Annotated in this window: 17 protein-coding genes; 4 read left to right on the top strand and 13 right to left on the bottom strand. The window is 48.2% G+C overall.

The genetic code is table 11. The features are described 5' to 3' along the window. Window positions 1–81 precede the first annotated feature (81 nt). Window positions 82–2,361: an aconitate hydratase gene (locus tag DC20_RS01000; RefSeq protein WP_062542125.1), complete on the bottom strand. Its 2,280-nt coding sequence runs from the start codon at window positions 2,359–2,361 to the stop codon at window positions 82–84. A gap of 153 nt (window positions 2,362–2,514) precedes the next feature. On the opposite strand from DC20_RS01000, the gene DC20_RS01005 reads away from it, so the two are divergent. Further along, window positions 2,515–3,768, top strand: a complete 1,254-nt coding sequence (locus tag DC20_RS01005) for a peroxiredoxin family protein (RefSeq protein WP_062542126.1) — start codon at window positions 2,515–2,517, stop codon at window positions 3,766–3,768. Between the two features lie 171 nt (window positions 3,769–3,939). Here the strand turns inward: DC20_RS01005 and DC20_RS01010 are convergent, their stop codons facing one another. Continuing rightward, on the bottom strand, window positions 3,940–4,917 hold the full coding sequence (locus DC20_RS01010; RefSeq protein ID WP_062542127.1) for a polyprenyl synthetase family protein: 978 nt from the start codon (window positions 4,915–4,917) through the stop codon (window positions 3,940–3,942). Window positions 4,918–5,022: 105 nt separating this feature from the next. On the opposite strand from DC20_RS01010, the gene DC20_RS01015 reads away from it, so the two are divergent. Both DC20_RS01015 and folK read left to right on the top strand, forming a co-directional pair. Further along, window positions 5,023–5,880 carry an alpha/beta hydrolase family protein gene (locus DC20_RS01015; RefSeq protein ID WP_062542128.1) on the top strand — a complete coding sequence of 286 codons (858 nt, stop codon included), beginning with the start codon at window positions 5,023–5,025 and terminating at the stop codon, window positions 5,878–5,880. Beyond that, the gene (folK, locus tag DC20_RS01020; RefSeq protein WP_062542129.1) at window positions 5,880–6,362 is read left to right on the top strand and encodes a 2-amino-4-hydroxy-6-hydroxymethyldihydropteridine diphosphokinase; all 483 of its coding nucleotides are present in this window, start codon (window positions 5,880–5,882) and stop codon (window positions 6,360–6,362) included. The genes DC20_RS01015 and folK overlap by 1 nt, the downstream gene beginning before the upstream one ends. A gap of 116 nt (window positions 6,363–6,478) precedes the next feature. On the opposite strand, the gene DC20_RS01025 is transcribed toward folK, so the two are convergent. From DC20_RS01025 to rhaT, 9 genes are all read right to left on the bottom strand, one after another. Further along, window positions 6,479–8,353, bottom strand: a complete 1,875-nt coding sequence (locus tag DC20_RS01025; RefSeq protein ID WP_169788142.1) for a polysaccharide biosynthesis protein — start codon at window positions 8,351–8,353, stop codon at window positions 6,479–6,481. Window positions 8,354–8,421: 68 nt separating this feature from the next. After that, window positions 8,422–9,297 (bottom strand): ACP S-malonyltransferase, encoded by an 876-nt coding sequence (fabD, locus tag DC20_RS01030; protein ID WP_062545729.1) that lies wholly within the window; start codon window positions 9,295–9,297, stop codon window positions 8,422–8,424. A gap of 629 nt (window positions 9,298–9,926) precedes the next feature. Next, window positions 9,927–10,514 carry a LutC/YkgG family protein gene (locus DC20_RS01035; RefSeq protein WP_062542131.1) on the bottom strand — a complete coding sequence of 196 codons (588 nt, stop codon included), beginning with the start codon at window positions 10,512–10,514 and terminating at the stop codon, window positions 9,927–9,929. Next, window positions 10,507–11,892 (bottom strand): lactate utilization protein B, encoded by a 1,386-nt coding sequence (locus DC20_RS01040; RefSeq protein ID WP_062542132.1) that lies wholly within the window; start codon window positions 11,890–11,892, stop codon window positions 10,507–10,509. Before DC20_RS01040 ends, DC20_RS01035 begins: the two co-directional genes overlap by 8 nt. Beyond that, on the bottom strand, window positions 11,893–12,633 hold the full coding sequence (locus DC20_RS01045) for a (Fe-S)-binding protein (protein WP_062542133.1): 741 nt from the start codon (window positions 12,631–12,633) through the stop codon (window positions 11,893–11,895). Between the two features lies 1 nt (window position 12,634). Next, a complete protein-coding gene (locus tag DC20_RS01050; protein ID WP_062542134.1) occupies window positions 12,635–14,026 on the bottom strand; it encodes an FGGY-family carbohydrate kinase in 1,392 nt (463 codons plus the stop codon). Between the two features lie 106 nt (window positions 14,027–14,132). Next, window positions 14,133–15,407, bottom strand: a complete 1,275-nt coding sequence (locus DC20_RS01055) for a TIM barrel protein (protein WP_062545730.1) — start codon at window positions 15,405–15,407, stop codon at window positions 14,133–14,135. A 210-nt stretch (window positions 15,408–15,617) separates the two neighbouring features. Continuing rightward, window positions 15,618–17,744 carry a bifunctional aldolase/short-chain dehydrogenase gene (locus DC20_RS01060; RefSeq protein ID WP_062542135.1) on the bottom strand — a complete coding sequence of 709 codons (2,127 nt, stop codon included), beginning with the start codon at window positions 17,742–17,744 and terminating at the stop codon, window positions 15,618–15,620. 105 nt (window positions 17,745–17,849) lie between these two features. Then, window positions 17,850–18,902, bottom strand: a complete 1,053-nt coding sequence (gene rhaT, locus DC20_RS01065) for an L-rhamnose/proton symporter RhaT (protein ID WP_062542136.1) — start codon at window positions 18,900–18,902, stop codon at window positions 17,850–17,852. Window positions 18,903–18,970: 68 nt separating this feature from the next. Between rhaT and DC20_RS01070 the strand changes: the two genes are divergently transcribed. Further along, a complete protein-coding gene (locus DC20_RS01070; RefSeq protein ID WP_062542137.1) occupies window positions 18,971–19,186 on the top strand; it encodes a hypothetical protein in 216 nt (71 codons plus the stop codon). A gap of 42 nt (window positions 19,187–19,228) precedes the next feature. Here DC20_RS01070 and DC20_RS01075 read toward each other — a convergent pair whose 3' ends face one another. Further along, entirely contained in the window at window positions 19,229–20,167 is a 939-nt protein-coding gene (locus DC20_RS01075) for a glycoside hydrolase family 43 protein (protein ID WP_062542138.1), read from the bottom strand. Window positions 20,168–20,220: 53 nt separating this feature from the next. After that, a complete protein-coding gene (locus tag DC20_RS01080; RefSeq protein ID WP_062542139.1) occupies window positions 20,221–21,750 on the bottom strand; it encodes a rhamnogalacturonidase in 1,530 nt (509 codons plus the stop codon). Window positions 21,751–21,767: the final 17 nt, after the last annotated feature.

Consider the following 21,767-nt stretch of genomic DNA (forward strand, 5'->3'; position numbering starts at 1 on the left):
AAGCATAAAACAACAAATACATAAAACAGAAAAGGCGGCTCAATGAGCCGCCTTTTCTGTTTTATGTATTCAACTTGCCGGTTAGGCTTGTTGTTGCTGTTGCAAACGGATCAAGTTAAGGGCTGAACCAGCTTTGAACCATTCAATCTGACCTTGGTTGTAAGTATGGTTTGCCTCAAAGGTGTAAGTTGAACCATCTTTGTGCGTCAGTCTTACCTGCAACGGAACACCCGGAGTGAAAGAAGTCAAGCCTAACACGTCAATTACGTCAGCCTCTTCAATACGGTCGTAATCTTCCTTATTCGCGAAAGTAAGGGCCAGCATACCTTGTTTCTTCAGGTTGGTTTCGTGGATACGGGCGAACGATTTCACCAATACCACTTTCACACCCAAGTGACGAGGTTCCATGGCAGCGTGCTCACGAGAAGAACCTTCACCGTAGTTTTCATCACCTACTACAACTGTTCCAACACCAGCGGCTTTGTACGTACGGGCTACTTTAGGAACTTCGTCATAGCCTTCGCCTTGCACCATCAGGTTCTTCACGCTGTTGGCTTCGCCATTGAAAGCATTGATCGCACCAATCAACATGTTGTTGGAGATGTTATCCAAGTGACCGCGGTACTTCAACCAAGGACCAGCCATAGAGATGTGGTCAGTAGTACATTTCCCCTGGGCTTTGATCAACAGTCTCAGGCCGGTCAGATCTTGACCACTCCAAGGCTGGAATGGATCTAACAATTGAAGACGATCAGAGGTAGGATCAACTACCACTTCTACCTTGCTTGGATCTGCAGCCGGAGCTACGTAGCCTGCATCTTCTACGGCGAAACCATTTACCGGGAACTGGATACCAGTTGGCTCATCCAATTTCACTTGCTCACCGTTTTTGTTTGTCAATGTATCGGTAAGCGGATTGAAGGTAAGATCACCCGCAATAGCAAAAGCAGTCACGATTTCCGGAGAGGCCACAAACGCGTGGGTGTTCGGGTTACCATCGTTCCGCTTCGCGAAGTTACGGTTGAAGGAAGTGATGATGGAGTTCTTGCGCTTTGGATCATCCGTATGACGTGCCCACTGCCCGATGCACGGACCACAAGCATTCGCCAATACAACGCCACCTATCTCAGAGAAAGTACCTAAGATACCATCGCGCTCAGCGGTGTAACGCACCACCTCAGAACCTGGGGTAATGGTGTATTCAGCATTTGCCACTAAGCCTTTATCAACGGCTTGTCTAGCCACTGAAGCAGCACGGGTAAGGTCTTCATAAGAAGAGTTGGTACAAGACCCAATCAAACCTACTTCCAGTTTAGCTGGCCAGTTGTGCTCACGCACAGCAGCGGCAAATTGGGAGATTGGCCAGGCAGCATCTGGAGTGAACGGTCCGTTCACGTGTGGCTCCAATTCGTCCAAGTTGATTTCAATCAGTTGGTCGTAGAAAGCGGCTGGGTTAGCATACACTTCTTCATCGGCACGCAGGTGTTCTGCTACCTGGCTGGCCAGTTCAGCAATCTCACCGCGCTCAGTTCCTCTCAGGTAATCGGCCATTGACTCATCATAGGCAAAAACCGAAGTCGTGGCTCCAATCTCGGCACCCATGTTACAGATGGTAGATTTACCAGAGCAGGAAATGTTAGCAGCTCCTTCACCAAAGTATTCCACAATGGCACCAGTACCACCTTTTACGGTTAAGATACCTGCCACTTTCAGGATGATGTCTTTAGGAGCAGTCCAGCCGTTTAATTTACCGGTTAGTTTCACGCCAATTACGCGTGGGAATTTCAACTCCCAAGCCATACCGGCCATTACGTCTACAGCATCTGCACCACCAACACCAATAGCGATCATACCTAAACCACCCGCGTTTGGCGTGTGGGAGTCAGTACCAATCATCATTCCGCCTGGGAAGGCGTAGTTCTCAAATACCACGGTGTGGATAATACCCGCACCTGGCTTCCAGAACCCGATACCATATTTATTAGAGACAGAGGCTAAGAAATCATATACCTCTTTGTTTTCTGAGTAGGCTTCAGCCAAATCCTGGTCAGCACCAACACGGGCTTGGATCAAGTGGTCACAGTGTACCGAAGAAGGAACCGCCACAGTAGGACGACCCGCTTGCATGAACTGGAGCAAAGCCATCTGAGCCGTGGCATCCTGCATGGCAACGCGGTCTGGCGCGAAGTCCACGTAAGATTTACCCCGCTCATACGCCTCCGTAGCGGAACCATTATATAAGTGGGCGTAAAGAATTTTCTCAGTCTGAGTTAAAGGCCGGCCTACTGCCGTACGTGCCGCAGAAATCCGGTCGCCCAGATTCGCGTACACTGCCTTGATCATGTCTACATCAAATGCCATAGATCTGCTTTGTATTATTTAAGTTCAATGCTACTAACGTCGCGCACAAATGTCGCAAACAGAACACTTTTACACAAGTATTAAAAAACCACCTTTATAAAGCTTTTTAGAGCCGTATGAGGCAAATTCAAGAGCACACCTTACTTTTGTTGAATGAACAAGATTAAATTTTTCAAATATTCTATATTCACCTTGGTGTCAGCGGCTCTGAGCCTGCCAGCCTGTACCTCTTCGTCTACTACAGAACCCGAATTGGCAACTGGTTCCTGGCGTGGTATCATTCAGGTAAGTAACCAGGATATGCCCTTCAACTTCACGGTTTCTGAAGAAGGCGGAAAAAAGGTGGCTTATCTGATTAACGCAGATGAGAAAATTTTGATTGATGAAATTTCAACTTCAGAGGATAGCGTACGGTTGCAGATGCACATCTTTGACGCCGCTCTTATTGCCAAAATAGACGGAAACAAACTTTCGGGCCGGTGGGAGCGGAAAGACCAGGCCACGCCTTACAGTTTGCCGTTCTCAGCTGAGCATGAGAAAACAACCCGTTTTTCTGAAAACCCAGCCAAACCAACCCTTGACATTTCTGGCAAATGGGAAGTGCAGTTCACCAAGGAGGATGGGAAAACTTACCCTGCCATAGGAGAATTCGTGCAGAAAGGGAATGCCTTAACCGGTACCTTCCTTACAAATACTGGTGACTACCGCTATTTACAGGGCGAGGTAGACGGAAACAAATTGAAGCTTTCTGCCTTTGACGGCGCCCACGCTTACCTGTTCAATGCCTCAGGCCAACCTAACGGCACCTTAGCCGGAGACTTCTACGCAGGCCAATCCAGCCATGAAACCTGGACCGCCAAACGCAACCCCAACTTTAAACTAGCTTCTGCTGAAAAGTTGACCTACCTGAAGCCAGGATATGACCGCTTAGACTTTTCCTTCCCAGACCTGAATGGGAAAAAGGTTTCCCTTACAGATCCGCAGTTTAAAGGGAAAGTGGTGGTGGCCCAGATTTTTGGTTCCTGGTGCCCAAACTGCATGGATGAAACTAAGTTTTTAGCTCCCTGGTACGAGAAAAACAAAAACCGCGGTGTAGAAGTAGTAGGCATTGGCTACGAGGTAAGCCCAGATTTTGACAAAGCAAAAGTACGGGTAGAGAAAATGCGAGAACGCCTTAACGTGCCTTACACCTTATTGATTGGCGGCACCAAAGACAAAGAGCTGGTGGCTAAATCACTGCCAGCCCTGAACCACGTACTCTCCTTTCCTACCACCATCTTTATTGACAAGCAAGGTAAAGTTAGGAAGATCCATACGGGCTTCTCTGGTCCCGGCACTGGCAAGTATTATGAAGAGTTTGTGCAAGAGTTTAACAAAACCATTGATGAACTAGTAGCGGAGAAGTAAATCTACTGGTTAACTAGAAACAAGAGCGGGTCAATCTTATTAGATTGACCCGCTCTTGTTTTGAACCTATTTTGTAGAAAACACCAGTTTATTGACGTCCATAAACTGGCTTTTAGATATTAAGTAAGGATTAGTGGCTTCCTCAAGAAAGAAGCTCAAAAACAGAAATTTCTATTTCTCCCGCTCTATGGTATAGCGGATTAATTGCTCCAGAGAGTCACGAGAGGCAGAAGCAGGAAAGGTGTGAAGCAATTGCAGGGCATCTGCGTGGAGGTTGTTCATGCAATGAATAGAATACTCTAAACCGCCAGACTTTTTCACGAAGTCAATGACAGCATTTATTCTATCGGCTTTGCCGTTGTTGTTTTTAACGTTGTAGATGACCCGGCGCTTGGTAAGCCAATCGGCTTGCTGCAGGGCGTAGATGAGGGGCAGGGTCATCTTCTTTTCTTTGATGTCAATGCCTACGGGTTTGCCAATCTCAGCGGTGCCGTAATCAAACAAATCGTCTTTGATCTGAAAAGCCAAGCCTACTTTTTCCCCAAAGAGGCGGGCTCGCTCTACGGTCTCCACATCTGCCCCAACTGAGGACACACCAACAGCGCAGCAGGAAGCAATCAAAGAAGCAGTTTTCTGCCTGATGATGTCAAAGTACACCTCTTCGGTAATGTCCAGGCGGCGGGCTTTCTCCATCTGTAGTAATTCGCCCTCGCTCATCTCGCGCACGGCATTACTCACAATTTTGAGCAGCCCAAAATCATCGTTGTTCAGGGAGAGCAGGAGACCTTTGGAGAGAAGATAATCGCCAACTAGCACCGCTATTTTGTTTTTCCAGAGGGCATTTACAGAGAAGAATCCGCGGCGGTAGTTGGAGTCGTCTACCACGTCATCGTGCACCAGGGTGGCGGTATGAAGCAGCTCTATGAGTGCCGCGCCGCGATAGGTGGCGTCCGGAATCTGCTCCTGGATGAGCTTGGCCATGAAGAAAACGAACATGGGCCGCATCTGCTTGCCCTTGCGTTTAACAATGTAGCTCATGATCTTATCCAGTAGCAAAACGTTTGATTGCATAGACTGGCGGAATTTCTTTTCGAACTCCTGCATCTCAACTGCAATCGGGGCCTGTATCTGGTCTAAGGGGCTGCTCATCTCTTGGGCGCAATATTACGAGGCTGCGCCCTCAGAAGCAAACGCGGGGTTTGTATTTGCCATTATTCAGGCATTACTTCCTTTCTTTTTAAGATATTTGCAGTTATGATTCAACGTGCCGACTTTCTCCTTTCCTCCCCTCATGGGCGTGACTTCGCGGTAGACGCCAGATGGCTTGCTGATGGGCAGGCAAAACCCGTGGTAGTTTTTGTGCATGGCTTCAAAGGATTCAAAGATTGGGGACATTTCAACCTGCTGGCAGATTACTTTGCCCATCATGGTTTTGTATTCGTGAAGCTGAACCTCTCACACAACGGGGTGGAACCAGACGGCAATGACTTGACCAACATGGAGGCTTTTGGGAACAACAACTTCTGCATTGAATTAGATGACGTGGGAACGCTGCTGGACCACCTCAAAAACAATCCTGCAGAAATACCAGCCCAAGAACTAAACTCAGATTACATATTTCTGGTTGGGCACAGCCGCGGGGGCGGATTGGTGTTGTTAAAGGCTGCTGAGGCTGCGCATGTGACCGGAATAGCCACCTGGTCAGCCATCAGTGACATAGACCAGCGCTGGTCACCTGAGGTAATGGAAAAGTGGAAGCAAGATGGGGTTCAGTACATCGCCAACGCACGTACCGGGCAGCAGATGCCCTTGTATTACCAGTTATTAGAGAATTTTCACGCCAATCTAAAGCGGCTAGACATTCCTAAAGCCATAGAGAAACTTCAGATTCCATTGCTCATCTTACACGGAGAGCAAGACGAAACCTTGCCTGTTCAGATGGCCCATTCCCTGCATGCCCTCAACCCCTATGCAGAGTTGTTTCTCCTCCCCGAAGGGGATCACTCCTTTGGAGGCCGCCACCCGTATGACCAGCCACACCTCCCAGATTTGGCCAAGGCTGCAGCAGATAAAACCATTCAATTCTTCCTGGAAGCCCTGGAGCGCCTGTAATGAATTCTTTATTCCTGCTGCTGGGCAGCAACCTGGGTGACCGAATCTTCTACTTAACGGAAGCTACTTCCCGTTTAGAAAGCGTTTTTGGGAAAACAGTCCAGAAATCTAATTTGTACGAAACAGCTGCCTGGGGCCTTACTGACCAACCTGCTTTCCTGAATCAGGTGCTAGTGTTTGAAACCAGTTTTTCTCCCAAAGTAGTGCTGGCCCTCACTCAGCGCATTGAACAGGAATTGGGTAGAATACGAAAGGAACGCTGGGGAGCCAGGGTGATTGACGTAGATGTACTCTTCTATGGAGAACAGATCCTGGAAACGGATACCCTGCACCTCCCCCACCCTCAACTTCACCTCCGTCGCTTCACATTATTGCCATTGGCACAAGTGGCTCCTGACTTCGTTCACCCCATTTATCAGAAAACAATTCTGAAATTGCTGGATGAATGCCCAGATACGCTAGAAGTCAAATTATTTGAGTAAATGAAGGACGGGGTTGTTTGGTATTAATAGAATCATTCGAAGCAAGTATTGGTATATGTAAAAATGGAAGCATTTCTATTATACTAACACATAATCCAATTTACTGACTTACCATTTTAGCCTCGCACATCAAATTTTTGGTAGATGGAGTTCTGGCTCACGTATTCTGGTACCAGTTGCTTCATTTTCTTAATGACGTCTACATTGTTCTGTGACGTGAAGAGATCTATCAGAACTTGAATTTCTTTTAACACTTGTTCGCTTTGAGGAGCGAGCAGGTTAGCAAGGCTAATTTTGGGGTGAGCCGTAGCCTGCACTGACTCGTTTTCATGGAACAGTTCTTCTTCCAGTTTCTCGCCCGGGCGCAGGCCAGTGTACACTAACTGAATGTCCTTTCCTAAAGTTAGTCCAGAGAGCTTTATCATCTTCTTGGCCAAGTCTACAATCTTAATTGAATCCCCCATGTCGAAGATGTAGATCTCGCCCCCAGTTCCCATAGAGGCCGCTTCCAATACTAATTGGCAAGCCTCTCTGATAGACATAAAATACCGGGAAATATCTGGGTGCGTCACCGTTACAGGTCCGCCTTCTTCAATTTGTTTTCTAAAGCGTGGGATAACAGATCCTGTACTGCCCAACACGTTCCCAAAGCGGGTAGTGATAAAGCGCGTGCGTTTGTTTCCTGAGTCGCGAAGGTAATGGTCCATAGCCTGCACGTACATTTCACAAAGCCTTTTGGAAGCACCCATTACGCTGGTGGGATTCACCGCCTTATCTGTAGACAATAAAACAAACTTCTGGGTCTGGTATTTCACGGCAAGATCAGCCAGTACCTTCGTACCTAATATGTTCGTGGTGAGCGATTCTGTAGGATTCTCCTCCATGACCGGTACGTGCTTGTAAGCTGCACAATGGAATACCAATTCGGGCCGAAAGGTGCGGAAGACGGCTTCCATCCTGGCTTTGTTGCAGATGTCGCCAAGTACTACCTCAAAGTGTAGCTTCACGTACAACTCTGTCAGCTCCAGTTCCAGATCATACAGAGGGGATTCTGCCTGGTCTAAGAGAATCAACTGTTTCGGTTTAAACTTGATAAGTTGCCGCACAAGTTCACTGCCAATAGAGCCGGCCGCACCCGTTACCAGTATGGTTCGGTTTTGCAGTTCTTTGTGCAGCAAGGGTGAATCTATCTCGGCTGAAGGCCTGCCTAACACATCTTCTATTCTGACCTCCCTGATCTGCTTAAAGCTGAGCACGCCATTGATCCATTTGTACACTGGAGGCACCACCAATACCTGAACCCCGGCATTCAAACAGGCTTCTACTAAATACCTTCTTCGGGACAGGGGAAGTTGCTGAACCGCCACAATGAGCAAGTCTACTTGCAATGTCTTTAACTGGCTGACAAAATCTGCGGAAGGGCATTGAATGGGAACCCCATTGATGACCAGGTTTTGTTTCTTTTTGTCATCATCCAGAAAAGAAACAAAATGGTAATAGGTACCCATGTCCTGCTGAAGCGTCTGAAGGGTAATGCTCCCTACCTCACCTGCCCCAAATATGATGACGTTTACTTTATTAGCATTAGCGTGCTGCCATTCATAATGCACAATCTTCGCCCAACCCCTGAACAAAGACAGCGCCAGCATACACCCTAAGTAATCTATCAGAAGTACAGAAATAGGGATGAAGTTCTGATACCCCAGTACCTTGTTGTAAAACAACTGGGAAATCACCAACAGAAAAGAACTGGTGGTAAGGGCAACGAACAGCTTCCGAAGGTCATCCAGGCTGGTGTAGCGTAGGATGCCTGCATGCGTTCTGCAATAGTAGAAAGCGACAGCTCTGACCGCTAGCACAATGGGGAGCATCTGCAGTACAGATAGTTCGGTGTACTTCTGAAGGTCAAAGTTGTACCGAAGCAGGTAGGCTATAAAAAAAGACAGGGCACTTAAACAAATATCTGTTCCAAACACAAGTTGTTTTGGCATCTTCTGTTTGAAAAGCTGTTGAATGTGCCCCATCTCTTTAAATGTTATAAAGCAAAAACGTAACCGGACTAGCTTACCTGCCCTACTTCTGCAGTTTTGTCAATTTTCTTCACTAAGCCCTGCAACACTTTACCTGGGCCGCACTCTATAAAGATAGTAGCGCCATCAGAAATCATTTGTTGCACAGACTGTGTCCAACGTACGGGAGCCGTCAATTGTTTGATCAGGTTCTGCTGAATCTCCTGCGGATCTGTATGAGGTTTGGCATCTACGTTTTGGTAGACGGGGCAAATGCCCTGTTTAAATTCGGTTTGTTTGATGGCTTCTTCTAACTCTGCTTCGGCAGATTTCATGAGGGGCGAATGGAAAGCTCCACCTACCGGAAGAACTAAGGCACGCTTGGCACCAGCGGCCTTCATGCGCTCACACGCTTCCTCAACGCCAGCAATAGAACCTGAGATGACCAATTGACCTGGGCAGTTGAAATTAGCGGCCACTACCACCTCAGACACTTCGGCACAGATCTGCTCTACTTTTTCATCTTCCAAGCCTAAAATAGCCGCCATGGTAGAGGGCTGTTCCTCGCAGGCCGCTTGCATGGCCAAGGCTCGTTTTGACACCAGACGCAGAGCATCTTCAAAAGAAAGCACCTTGTTGGCCACCAAGGCAGAGAATTCACCTAAAGAGTGACCGGCCACCATCTCGGGTTGGAAATCTTCTGCCACTGTCGCCTGAATCACAGAATGCAGGAAGATAGCTGGCTGGGTTACTTTGGTTTGCTTCAATTCTTCGTCCGTGCCACTGAACATGATGTCGGTAATCCGGAAACCAAGAATCTCATTGGCTCTTTCAAAAAGGTCTTTGGCCGTTTGGTGTTGCTCGTAAAGGTCTTTGCCCATTCCCACAAACTGGGAACCCTGACCCGGAAAAACATATGCTTTCATGCGTTGCGCTTTAAGGCCGTTTTCAGCGTGTTCTTTGCAAATCAAGCTAAAAACGTACGTTTAGATTTTTTGGTGATGGCAAAGATATGAAAATGGTGCCCATTCCTAAATGAAAGAGGCAAACTCAAATAATAACTACTGTGGAAGTGAAGCTGTAAGCTATAGATTGACCTAGATGATCAGAAGAATTTGAAGAAAATGGGGAAATGGATGTTTGGTAAACCTGATGATTCCAATCGCAGAACCAGACCACCCAAAATGGAGATGAATATTAATCAGAGAAAACTATTCTAAAATGATATAAATTATATCCGAGAGTTGCTAACAATGGTTTTCAAAGTGATGGTAAAGGAAAGATAACTTTCTGTCATTTAACCCTTTCTAGGTAGCACTGGATATGATTATCTTATTTAATAAATAGGTTTTAATGCTTGAGGAAGCAAGCTCTAGTTGCACAAAGTCATTCAATCTTTCACATAGAAACTTTCCGGAGGATTTACTTTCCTTACTTACTTCTAAGGTTATTAAAAGAATGAGAAGTTATTCTTTAATATGGATTTGGAGTGTGCCTCTGTAATTGAACCCTGAAGCCCTTCCTATCTGATTATCCGTTTTCTGATTACTGCTTTTTAACCCATTAGAAACACAGACAACGTTCTAGGTCCGTGTGCACCAAGTACCAATGATTGCTCAATGTCCGCTGTTTTGGAAGGACCAGCTATAAACACTCCATAGCCGTACTCCGCAGTTCCAATCTTCTCATAAGCATCGTGCATTAAGGGCACAATGCTGTCCTTGGGAAGAATGATAGCCAGGTGCTGGCAAATGAATGGAACCACGCGCAAGCCCATCAAATCTTCGGTTACCCAGGAAGCACCGTTTTCTGCCACGCCAAAGTGACCTTTCACGATGGCCAGATCCACATTCTCTAATTTGTGCCGATGCTGGTCTTCTAAAAGGGTAGTATCTGCAAACGAGGCTAGTTCTGGCACATGGGAGATAATCCGGTGGTGAACTTTAAAATCATTCGCCAAAATATCCTGCACCTCTTCATAACTCTTTACCTGAAAAACCCCACTCCCAATACTTACCGCTACTTGGGAGAATTTTTCTACTAAATCAAGTGCCTCTAATTGAAAAAGTGGCACCCCTGGCATAGGCGTTAAGGCAGGCTGGTTTTTGGACACAGCAGCCAATATCCTCTCTCTGCTACTCATTGGTTTTCCGGTTTTTGCGGTACCACTCACCAAAAGACTCCTTTGGGGGTTGCGGCATTTCGCGTTGTTTGTACCAAGGGTTCATTTTATTGCTGACTAAGAAAGGAACAGTCTTCATAAACCACCGACCTGCTTTGCCCGACAGTTTAAAGGTCTTGGGCGAAGACAGCACCATGTTCATGGCTTTCATTCCCATGGTTTTGGTAGGATCAGCGTAGCCTTCTTTTACAATGACTTGCCGCCATTTGTAAAGCTGGTTATGAATGTCAATCTTCACCGGGCACACATTGGAGCAAGAGCCGCACAAAGTAGAGGCAAACGGCAGATCGGCGTGCTTCTTCATGTCCAGGTTAGGCGCCAGAATAGAACCTATAGGTCCTGCCACTGCTGATTGGTAGCTGTGTCCGCCGCTTCTGCGGTACACCGGACAGGTATTCATGCAGGCGCCGCAACGGATGCACTTCAGTGAATTCCGGAAATCTTCCCGGCCTAACTGCACACTCCGTCCGTTGTCTACCAGCACAATATGAATATCGTGTCCGGGACGAGGCTTTTTGAAGTGGCTGGAATACGTGGTGATGGGTTGACCAGTAGCGCTTCTGGTCAATAATCTTAAAAACACCCCTAAATGCTCCCGCTTCGGGATTAACTTTTCGATGCCCATGCTGGCCACGTGCACATCTGCCAAGTGAGCACCCATATCGGCATTACCCTCGTTGGTGCAGACGACAAATTCACCAGTTTCTGCAATGGCAAAGTTCACTCCTGTGAGCGCGGCCTTGCGGGTAAGGAACGTCTCGCGTAAGTGTTGCCTTGCCGTTTCTGTGAGCACCTGCGGGTTAGACATGCCTGCTTCTGTGCCCAAGTGTTGGTGGAAGATGTCTCCTATTTCTTCTTTCTTCAAGTGGATGCAAGGCAGCACGATGTGACTAGGTGGTTCCTTGGCCAATTGTACAATGCGTTCCCCTAAATCAGAGTCAATTACTTCTATGCCGTTTTGCTCCAAGTAGTCATTTAGGTGGCATTCCTCGGTGAGCATGGATTTGCTTTTCACCATTTGGGTTACCCCATTCTTGGTCAGAATAGAATGCACAATCTGGTTATGCTCTTCAGCGTCTGCTGCCCAATGCACGGTAATGCCATTGGCTTTGGCATTGGCTTCAAACTGCTCCAGGTATTGGCTCAGGTTTGACAGCGTATGAAATTTAATTTGGGAGGCCGTCTCGCGCAGCATCTCCCAGTCTGGAATAGCAAAGGCAGCTCGGTCACGTTTTTCCCTGATAAACCAAAGCGTTTCATCGTGCCAGTTTACCCTGGGCTCGTCCTGGTTAAAATCATCGGCTAGCGCCGCGTGGTCTTTGGTGTGTCCTTCCTTCATCTATCCCTCCTGCGCATTTAATATCTCAGCGATGTGCATCACCTTTACATTGCTTTTCTGCCTTCTTAGAATGCCTTCCATGTGCATAAGGCAACTCATATCGGCACCCGTGATAATTTCTGCATTATGTTGCAGATGGTCTGCCACGCGGTCTTTGCCCATTTTCACGGACACGGCTTCTTCGGCTACGCAGAACGTACCGCCGAAACCGCAACACTCGTCTTTTCTGGTAAGGGTAATCAGTTCCAGGTCCTGTACCATGCTCAGCAGTTTTTCTGGCTTAGAAAAAGCTGGTGCCACTAATTCAGACATCTGAGCCAAGCCTAAACCACGTTGACCATGACAGCTCTGGTGCAGACCTACCTTATGTGGGAAACGGGCATTTAGTTTTTCTATCTTCACTACATCCGTCAGGAACTCCACTAACTCATAGACTTTGCCACGGATGGCTTGAGCCTGGTCTTCGTGCTTCTCTGAATGCAGGTGGTCTTTTACGTGCAACACGCAGCTACCTGAGGGCGACACGATGTAATCAAACTCCGCGAAATTCTGCACGAACAACTCGTTGCAGTCTTTGGTTAAATGCTCAAAGCCTGAATTGGCCATGGGCTGCCCGCAACAGGTTTGCCGCATGGGATACACCACGTTTACACCGGCTTTCTCCAGTAATTGCAACGTGGCAATGGCTGCGTTGGGATAAAATTGGTCAACGTAACAAGGGATAAAAAGCCCTACCGTCATACTATGCCTCCTGGTGTGTTACTGCGTAATATTTTAATTCAATGATGTCGTTAGGCAAGGGTTTGGTGTTCCAAAGAGAATGGATCGCCAGCGCCGTGCCAATAGCTGTGGCTTGCGCCATAGATGCCGCATATACCTCCTTATCAGGGAAGGCAGCGGCCAATAAGTTCATGTAAATGGCATTCTTTCCGAAGCCGCCGTCCACAAAAATGCGCTTCACGTCTGTGCCTTGCAGCACCAGATTGCTGGAAATTACCTGCTGCTGTACCAAGTCTATGACAAACTGGTGGTAAGCTTCAATACCTGAGGCAAACAAACTTAAATCCCGCTCTGCAAAACCTGAAGTAGGCAAAGCAGTTGTTTTCTCCTGCAAGTTGTTAGAGGCTTTTTGCTCCCGTTGCAGTTTCTGGATGATCTCAGGGTCATACTCTACGGTTTTAAATACCGCGGTACTCATGTCAAAATGGATGGCAATGCGTTTTACCTCCTGCTCATGCTCATATCCGCCAAAGAACCGGGAAGCTTTTACGGGCTTTCCTTTGTACTGTAAGTAACTCAGGCAATCCTGCTTCAGCTCTTCCGTTGTGAGCGGAGAAGTGTTGAACGGATTAAGCGTAATACACCAGGTACCGGTAGAGATGAGCGCGAAAGGTTCCTGAAAGTTCACCAGGTACGGGATCAGAGCCGCTGAGCTGTCGTGGAGCCCTATGCCCACTTTGTAGCTGTTTCCAGGGAAGGCAGCAGGAACGGCTTCGTCAGCGCCTTTCAAGGGAGCTAACTTCTCTAAAATGCCTTCTTGCGCCACCCACGCGTGGTAATCGCCTTTGGTAAAATCCCAAAGGTTGGTATGGCAGCCAATGCTGGTGATGTCTGTATAGAACTCGCCGGAAATAAGAGAGCTGAGGTACTGTGGCAAATGCAGTGCGTACTTCATCTGCTGAAACACCTCAGGTTGCTCATGTTTTAACCGGTAGAGCTGCATGCCGGAATTTAGACTCCCCAACACCGGTGAGGCTGTTTCCTTCGAAAGCTTTTCCTCGCCCCCGTAGGTAGCGTAAAACTGCTTTTGCAACTCCTCTGGATACGGTTTCAGGTAATTGTAAAGCGGTGTAAGCGGTTGACCTCCTTCGTCTACGTACACAAAACTGGCGCCGTAGGTAGAGAAGTTGATGGCCTTGATCTCAAACTCAGGGCGCTTGAACACATCACGCAGAGAATCAAACACAGATAACCGCAGGCTTTCCAAGTTTTCGCACGGGTCCCCATCTTCATCTACCGTCTCTATAAACTTAGCTGACCGCTCGTACACTATCCTGTAGTGCTCATCAAAGAGGAACAGCTTTTTGTTTGTCTTGCCCACATCAAAGATGGCGATAACCGGTATCTTCTGCATGCCTGATTAAATGACTGTTTGAGTGAAAGTGTAAATGAGAGAAAGAAGCGAATCTTCACCTTCCTTCTCTCATCCGTTAAACATATTTCTACTAAAAGAAGGACGCTTATAAACCAGATGAAACGGTTTTGAGACCTCTTTCCTGAATCAGGTTCTCACGTACTTTCAACTGACGATACAACTGCAACGCGTTCACCGCACCACCCGCTCTTACCTGTGCCTCGGCCACCAACGGACGAACATCGGTACGGAAAGCATCCTGCAGGATTTCCTGGGCACGGGCTACATCGTTGGTTTGCTGAGCCTCCGCCAAGGCAACTCTGTCTACCATCAAAGATTGCGCGTAGGCGATCATGATAGCTTGTACAGATTGCAATAAGTCTTCCAGAGGATCTTTCAGGTTGTGCGAAGCATCAATCATCCAGCCCAGATCTGTGGCGTGGTTCATGCCGCGGGCGTCCATGCCTTCTACCAGTTCATTAAAAATCAGGAACAATTGGTAAGGTTTGATGCTACCAGCAGTCAAATCATCATCTGAGTACTTAGAGTCATTGAAGTGAAAACCGCCCAGTTTGCCTTCCATCAAAAGCAAAGACACGATCTGCTCAATGTTGGCATTTGGCAAGTGGTGGCCTAAGTCAACCAAGGTGTAGGCTTTAGGACCAAGTTTGTTGGCCAGCAACAGAGATTGTCCCCAGTCACCAATAGTAGTAGAGTAGAAGTTCGGCTCAAAGGCTTTGTACTCCACGTACATTTTCCAGTTGTCTGGCATGGCGGAGTAGACTTCCTGCAAGCTTTCCAGCACATTCTGGAAGGCTTTCCGGAAATTCAGCTGGCCTGGGAAGCTGGAGCCGTCGGCTAACCAAACGGTCAGTGATTCAGAACCCAGTTCAATGCCGTGCTTGATTACTTCAATGTTATGGTCAATGGCTTGTTGGCGAACCGCTTTGTCTACGTGCTGCATAGACCCAAACTTGTAGCTCTTGCCTTGGTTCTGCTGGTCCTGGAAGGTGTTAGAATTAACGGCGTCAAATTTCAGTCCGTGTTGTGCGGCCAGGGCTTTGGTAGCTTTGTAATCCTGGGGAATGTCCCAAGGAATGTGCAGGGAGATAGCGCCGCTGGACCGATTTAAAGAGTGCAGCAAGCCTACATCTTCAATCTTCTCTTCCAAGCTTCTTGGCTCTCCGCCGCCGGAAAAACGACCGAAGCGGGTTCCGCCGGTACCCAGTGCCCAGGAAGGAATGGCAATCTGAAAATCCACCAACTTCTGCAGCACGCCTTCCACGTTTGAAAGGCCATCGGCCAGGAATTCAAACTTGCGGGTATGCTCGGCCTGCTGGCTATGGTTAAATTCGTCTATTTTATATTTCTCTAATTGCATGGCTTTGTTCGTTAGGGCCTTGCCTCCTTGGAGGCAAGGTTGATAATGTGTTTTGAACTCGCTTTCAGAAAAACAGCCCAAAAACGGAGAAGGTAGTAAGAAGTGGTTTCCACCGTTTCTCCTTAGTTTTCATTGGCTGCTCTACCAGAAGTATTCCTGCTTTCGGGCTGTTTTTGTAAAAACAACCTGAAAGCAGGAACCCACTTTATCTTATCTAGGGAAGGCCATGGCTACACCGCCGTCCACGTTGAGCATATTGCCCGTAGATTTGCTCAGCAGTCCACCTACAAAGGCGAAGCAAGCATTGGCAATGTCATCTGGCAAAATGATCTGGTTCAGCAAGGTACGCTTGGCGTAGTATGCCGGAAGTTCCTCTACTGTGATGCCGTATGCTTTGGCACGACCTTCGGCCCAACCACCGGCCCAGATGTTGCTGTCAGAGATTACTGCGTCTGGGTTTACCACGTTTACTCTAATGCCATCGGCACCAAGTTCTGCGGCGTTCAGGCGGCTTAAGTGTAGTTGTGCTGCTTTGGCGCTACCGTAACCAGCGTTGTTTGGTCCGCTTACCAAGGCGTTCTTGCTCACAATGTTGATGACATCACCGCCAATGGCTTGCTTGCGCATTACCTCTACGGCTGCCTGGGTCACGAAGAACTGACCTTTCACCAACACATCGTACAACAGATCCCAGTCTTTTTCAGAGTGTCCTTCAATGGTTTTGGAGATAGACAGACCCGCGTTGTTGATCACAATATCAATACCGCCAAAGGCCAGGGCTGCTACTTCAAACGCATCTTGTATGTGGTCTGCTTTGGTTACATCCAGCGTAGCAGTAGCGTAAGAATCTTTGCCGTACTGCTTCTTGAACTCCTCGCCTGCGCTTTGCAGACGCTCTTCGTTCATATCATTCAGAATCACCACACCGCCTTCTTCCACAAATTTCTTCGCGATCGCTTTTCCAATACCACCGGCGCTACCCGTGATTAAAGCGATTTTACCGGAAAGTGCTTTGGGCTTGGGCATGCGCTGCAGCTTTGCTTCTTCCAGCAACCAGTACTCAATATCAAACGCTTCCTGGCGCGGCAGCGACGTGTATTCTGAGATGGCCTCAGCGCCCTTCATTACGTTAATGGCGTTGAGGTAGAACTCAGAGGCTACCCGGGCAGTCTGCTTGTCTTTAGAGAAAGAGAACATACCCACGCCTGGGAACAAAATAATTACTGGGTTAGCGTCACGAATGGCCGGGCTGTTCGGGTGCTTGCAAGACTCATAGTACTGGGTGTACATCTGACGGTATTCTTCAAAAGCAGGCGCTAAACGCTCTTTCAGGGCTTTTACGTCAGAGAGGTCTTCGCCGGGCTGCAGATCCAATACCAGTGGGCTGATTTTGGTGCGCAGGAAGTGATCTGGGCAGCTGGTACCCATTGGTGCCAGGCGGTCTAAGTCATTTGAGTTGATGAACTCCAACACACGGGCATCATCGGTGAAGTGCCCCACCATGTGGCGCTCGCTGGAGCAGAAACCGCGCAGAACCGGTGCCAGGGCAGCGGCTTGCTTCAGGCGCTGCTCAGAAGGCAGGCTCTCTATTTTGGCTCCGCCGAAAGCTGGTCCTTTTTTAGCGTAGTTTTCTTCCAGGTACTCGGCGCACTGCTCAATCACTTCCAAGGTGTTCATGTAGCTCTCATATGCGGTATCACCCCAGGTGAACAAGCCGTGCGAGCCTAACATGATGCCTCTGATGCCGGGATTCTCGTTCAGGCACTGGCGTAGTTGCAAACCCAGGTCAAAGCCCGGACGCTGCCAGTCTACCCAACCAATGGCTCCACCAAACAATTCTTCGGTGATGCGCTTGCCGTCTTTGGCCGCTGCAATGGCAATGGCCGCATCTGGGTGCAAGTGATCTATGTGCTTGAACGGCAGGAAGCCGTGCAAAGGCGTGTCAATGGAGGGGGCTTTAGAGGCCAGGTCAAAGATGCTGTGGTTGAACAGCTCCACCATTTCATCTTCGTGCTCAATGCCGCGGTACACGTTCTCCAAGCTTCTGAGCCGGTCTACGTACAAAGCCGCCAAGCCGCTTTTCTTCAAAGTCCCGATGTCTCCGCCGGAACCTTTGATCCACATCACCTCGGTGTCCTGTCCAGTCAACGGATTTTTGGCCGTGGTCTTGCAGGAGGTGTTCCCACCGCCGTAGTTCGTCAGGCGCAGATCTGCACCCAGCAGGTTAGAGCGGTAGATCAGCAACGCTACCTCGTCGCCCTCCAGTTCGGCCGCTTTGGCCTCGTCCCACAGATAGCTTACGTGCTTGAATGTGGTGTTCGTCTTAACTTCTGACATATGACTCAAAATGAAAAGTGTTGATGATATATTCCGCCTTCCAAAAGGACAGGCGCTTGCTTTACGTTTATTTTTATAAAATCAGGCTCTAAACGCGCCCATAATTTACAGCGAGTTCCCGATGCCTACTACCACAATGGAGAGCATGATGACAGCCACGCCAGCCAAAATGGTTTGAAAGGTTTTGCGCTGTACGCCTTTCCACTCGCCCAGAGCCATACCCCACACGTTGGAAATCAGGATGATGAAGGCCATGTGCAGGATCCAGGAACTGGCACCGTTGCCCAGTTTGCTTTCACCCATGCCGTAGAAGAAGAACTGCAAAAACCAGGTTACTCCCGCCAACGCCGAGAACATGTAGTTTCTAAGCAATGGAGCGCTTTTCTTCGTGTAATCACCAAAGGTTTTGTTTCTGGCGTTCAAAATCATGCACCAAATGAAGTTGGTGGTAAGACCACCCCACAGAATCACCACAAATGTGACGTTGTTCTGGAACAGCGGATTGCCTCCGTTCTCTACCGCCGCTACCGCCATAGGTTTCCCAGCTTCAATGCCATAGTTAAAGCAGGCACTCAGGATGCCCGAGATAATCCCTACTGTAAAACCTTTCTTGATGTCGAATTCTTTAACCCCTACCGCTTTCTGCTCAGTGGTCATTTCCTTTTCTTTCATGGTTCCGGCCTTTCCGCAGACTGCTATCCCCACCAGGCAAAGGAAAATCCCGAGAAGCACTACCTGCCCACCGGTGCTGGCCAACATACCAGAGAAGGTCTCTCCTCCGTCTGTTCCAACAATGTCTCTATAAATAGGTGGAACCAGCGCCCCAAAGGCCGAAGAAAAGCCCAAGATGAAGGACATACCCAGGGAAACCCCTAAGTAACGCATCCCCAATCCGAAGGTGAGTCCACCAATACCCCAGAACAAACCCATCAAGTAGGTCCACATAACAGTAGTGTTGTCAGTACTGCTGATGATGCCCATGAAATCAGGCACGGTAAGATAAGCGGCTACTATGGGGGCAATCAACCAGGAGAAAATACCGCCTACAATCCAGTAGGACTCCCAGGCCCAATCTCTAACTTTTTTATAAGGAATGTAAAAACTGCCGGAGGCGAAACCGCCAATAAAGTGGAAAATAACGCCAAGAATTGCCTGCATAACGTGGGTCTAGAATGAATGATGTCTCAAGATAGAATGATGTCAGTTAAACACTATCCTGTACTGTCATGCCAAACAGACAATTTTATGCAAGTATTTTAAAGAAGGAGGTTTGGCTTTTTGGTAATGGAATGCACGTGATTGGTCACTTATTAACTACCTACAGTGCAGAAGAAGATAGTTATTTTGATGGGAAGACCTTGTTTTTCACCTGTTTCCAAGGCAAAAAACAAAAACCTCTACAAACTGTCTCATCTTTGCCTGGTACAGTTTATAGAGGTTGAAAGGAACTTGTGGATAAGAATAGCACTGCAGAATTTTCCAGTCTATTTCCTTAACTTCTTGAATTCTGCGGTGGTTACTTTAAAGATAGTGCCGTGGCGCATGCCCTTGGGGAAGGAGATCTTATCTGAGATGTCTTCCCAGTTCTTGAGGTCTTCAGACTGCACGGCGCCCATCGCATGCTCGGTATATTTGTCAAAGTAGACAATCCATTTATTTCCGAGTCTTAAAGTTGTGGGGCCTTCAGCCCAGTATTTACCGGTAATGGGTGCACCGGCGGCGGTGTAGGGCCCGGTTAGTTTTTTGCTGTAAGCTACTTTCAGGTTTTTCTGCGCCGGTTCCCGGGTCTCGTCTTTAAGGAACATCACATAGCGCTTACCGTCCTGCACAATGGTGGCATCAATGACGTTAAAGCCCGGTTCATACAGCAGTTTGGTGGGGCTGAAGCTTTTGAAGTCTTTCGTTGTGGTGTAGTACATGCGGTGGTTGTACCCGGCATCTTTCTCTGACTGGGTCTCGGGGTAAAGGCCCGTGATGGTGGTAGCCCAGTAAATCATGTATTCTTTGGTGCGGTTGTCATAGGTGATCTCGGGGGCCCAGGTGTTACGGGCTTTGGGTTCATGCGCCATCACGGGCACAAATTTCTGCTCAGACCAATGCAGCAAATCTTCTGAACTGGAGTACCCTATGCCTTTCTCGTTCCAGCTCACTGTCCAGACCATGTGAAACTTGCCGTCACCTCCCCTGATGATGCAAGGGTCCCGCATGAGTTTATCCTTGCCGGCGGTTGGCTTCAGGAAGATAGAATCATTCTTAAGCGCCTGCCATTGATAGCCATCTAAGCTGTAAGCCAGGTGCAGACCGTCTCCGTTTCCTTTAAAGTACGAGAATAAATATACCTCCTCGTTTGCCGCCTGTTTTTTAGAAACGGTGCAGGAAACGAGGGAAATCAAAAGTAAAATAAAGCTGAATGTGCTTCTCATGTGGGTTGTGCTAGGGTAGTTTTCAGGAGGATGAGTATAGTATAAATGATTGCTTAAAAATGTTTCTCTTTGACTTTTTTCTTCTTCATGTTCTTCAGGGAAGCACTTCCGGAGACACTAATATCCGTGACATTCTTGAGCATGAGCAAGGGTGCTTTTTCGGCTTTCTGAGCTTCCACGTTGTTTAACTCAATACCATCCACATCATCTAAAATAAAGGCCGGACGCGTTTCCTTGCCTAAAAACCAGAGTTCCACATTGTCTAAGTACACGTTTTTGGCGTGCCGAATAAAGAACCCATACGCCGGAATGATCCCAAACTTAGCGGGTTCAGGGTACACTTTCTCATTTTCAGGAACCATCTTGGGAATCTGCGTAGCCGCTGAATCCATAGGCCGGTAGTAAATCCGGATGTCTTTCAAGGTGATGTCCTCAATAGGATGGTCCGGCAAACCGGTAATCAAAGAAGAAAAGTGTGAGTCTGCATTGTACACGTTCAGGTTACTGATGGTAATGCGGCGCAATTTACCCACCGGCGTACCTTCCGGTCCTCGCATTCTGGCGCCTAATCTTAGGAACAAAGGCGAATTGATAAGGTCGCGCATGGTGACGTTGGTGATGGTCACGTCTTCCAGCAAGCCACCGTCTACGGTTTCCAGCGCTAAGCCGCGGCAATAGTCAAACACACAGTTAGAGATAGTGATGTTCTTGAACCCTCCGTTAGACTCGGTGCCGAACTTAATTCGGCCGGTGGGCCCTTCGTGGTCGGGCACCAGGTGCGGTTCATTGCGGAGGTAGGTGCCATTGTAAAGCGTGCCCCGGTCAAAGCCGCTGACCTGGCAGTTGGTGATGGTCACGTTTTCGGTAGCCCGCGCATAGCCCAAGGCATAGGAACTTTTAAGGCAGATAGCATCATCCCAGGGCGAGTTGATGGTACAGTTGGAGATGCGCACGTTCTTACAGGCATCTACGTCAATACCATCGCGGTTCGTGTCCATCTTGAGATTATCAACGGTGAGGTTGTCTACTCCTGTGGCTAATATCCCGAAATGTCCGCCGTACAGAATGGTAAAGTCTTTTAAGATCACGTTGCGGCACAGCTTCAAGGCAATGGCTTTGTTCCCGATGGGTGCCCGGTATGGACCACCTCTGGTCAAGCCTTTGCCGTAGATGGTGCCGGGGCCAAGAATGGAAATATCCTCCAGGTTTTCTCCCCAGATCAAACTGTTGCGCCAATGGCTATGGCCAAAGTCTTGGTATTTATCATTGACGGCGGGTTCCGGGGCATCATAGCCTACGTCGCCCTTAGGCTCTGCTGCCAGAATAGTTGCTCCCTGGTCCAGGTACAGGCTGATGTGGCTTTTCAACCGGATAGAATAGCTCAGGTACGTTCCAGCCGGGAAGAACACTGTACCGCCTCCCTGTTTAGCAGCGGCTTCAATGGCTTTGTTGATAGCGTCTGAATCAAGCGTCTTTCCGTCTCCCGAGGCGCCGTATGTACGCACATTGTACTGCTCCGCCGCAGAAACTTGCAGGGAAATCAAGACAAGAAGGAGCAACAGGAATTGTCTTAGCGTACCCATGGAATCAGTTGGTTACA

It is taken from the genome of Rufibacter tibetensis (genome assembly GCF_001310085.1).
In the GTDB taxonomy this organism is placed as follows: Bacteria; Bacteroidota; Bacteroidia; order Cytophagales; family Hymenobacteraceae; genus Nibribacter; species Nibribacter tibetensis.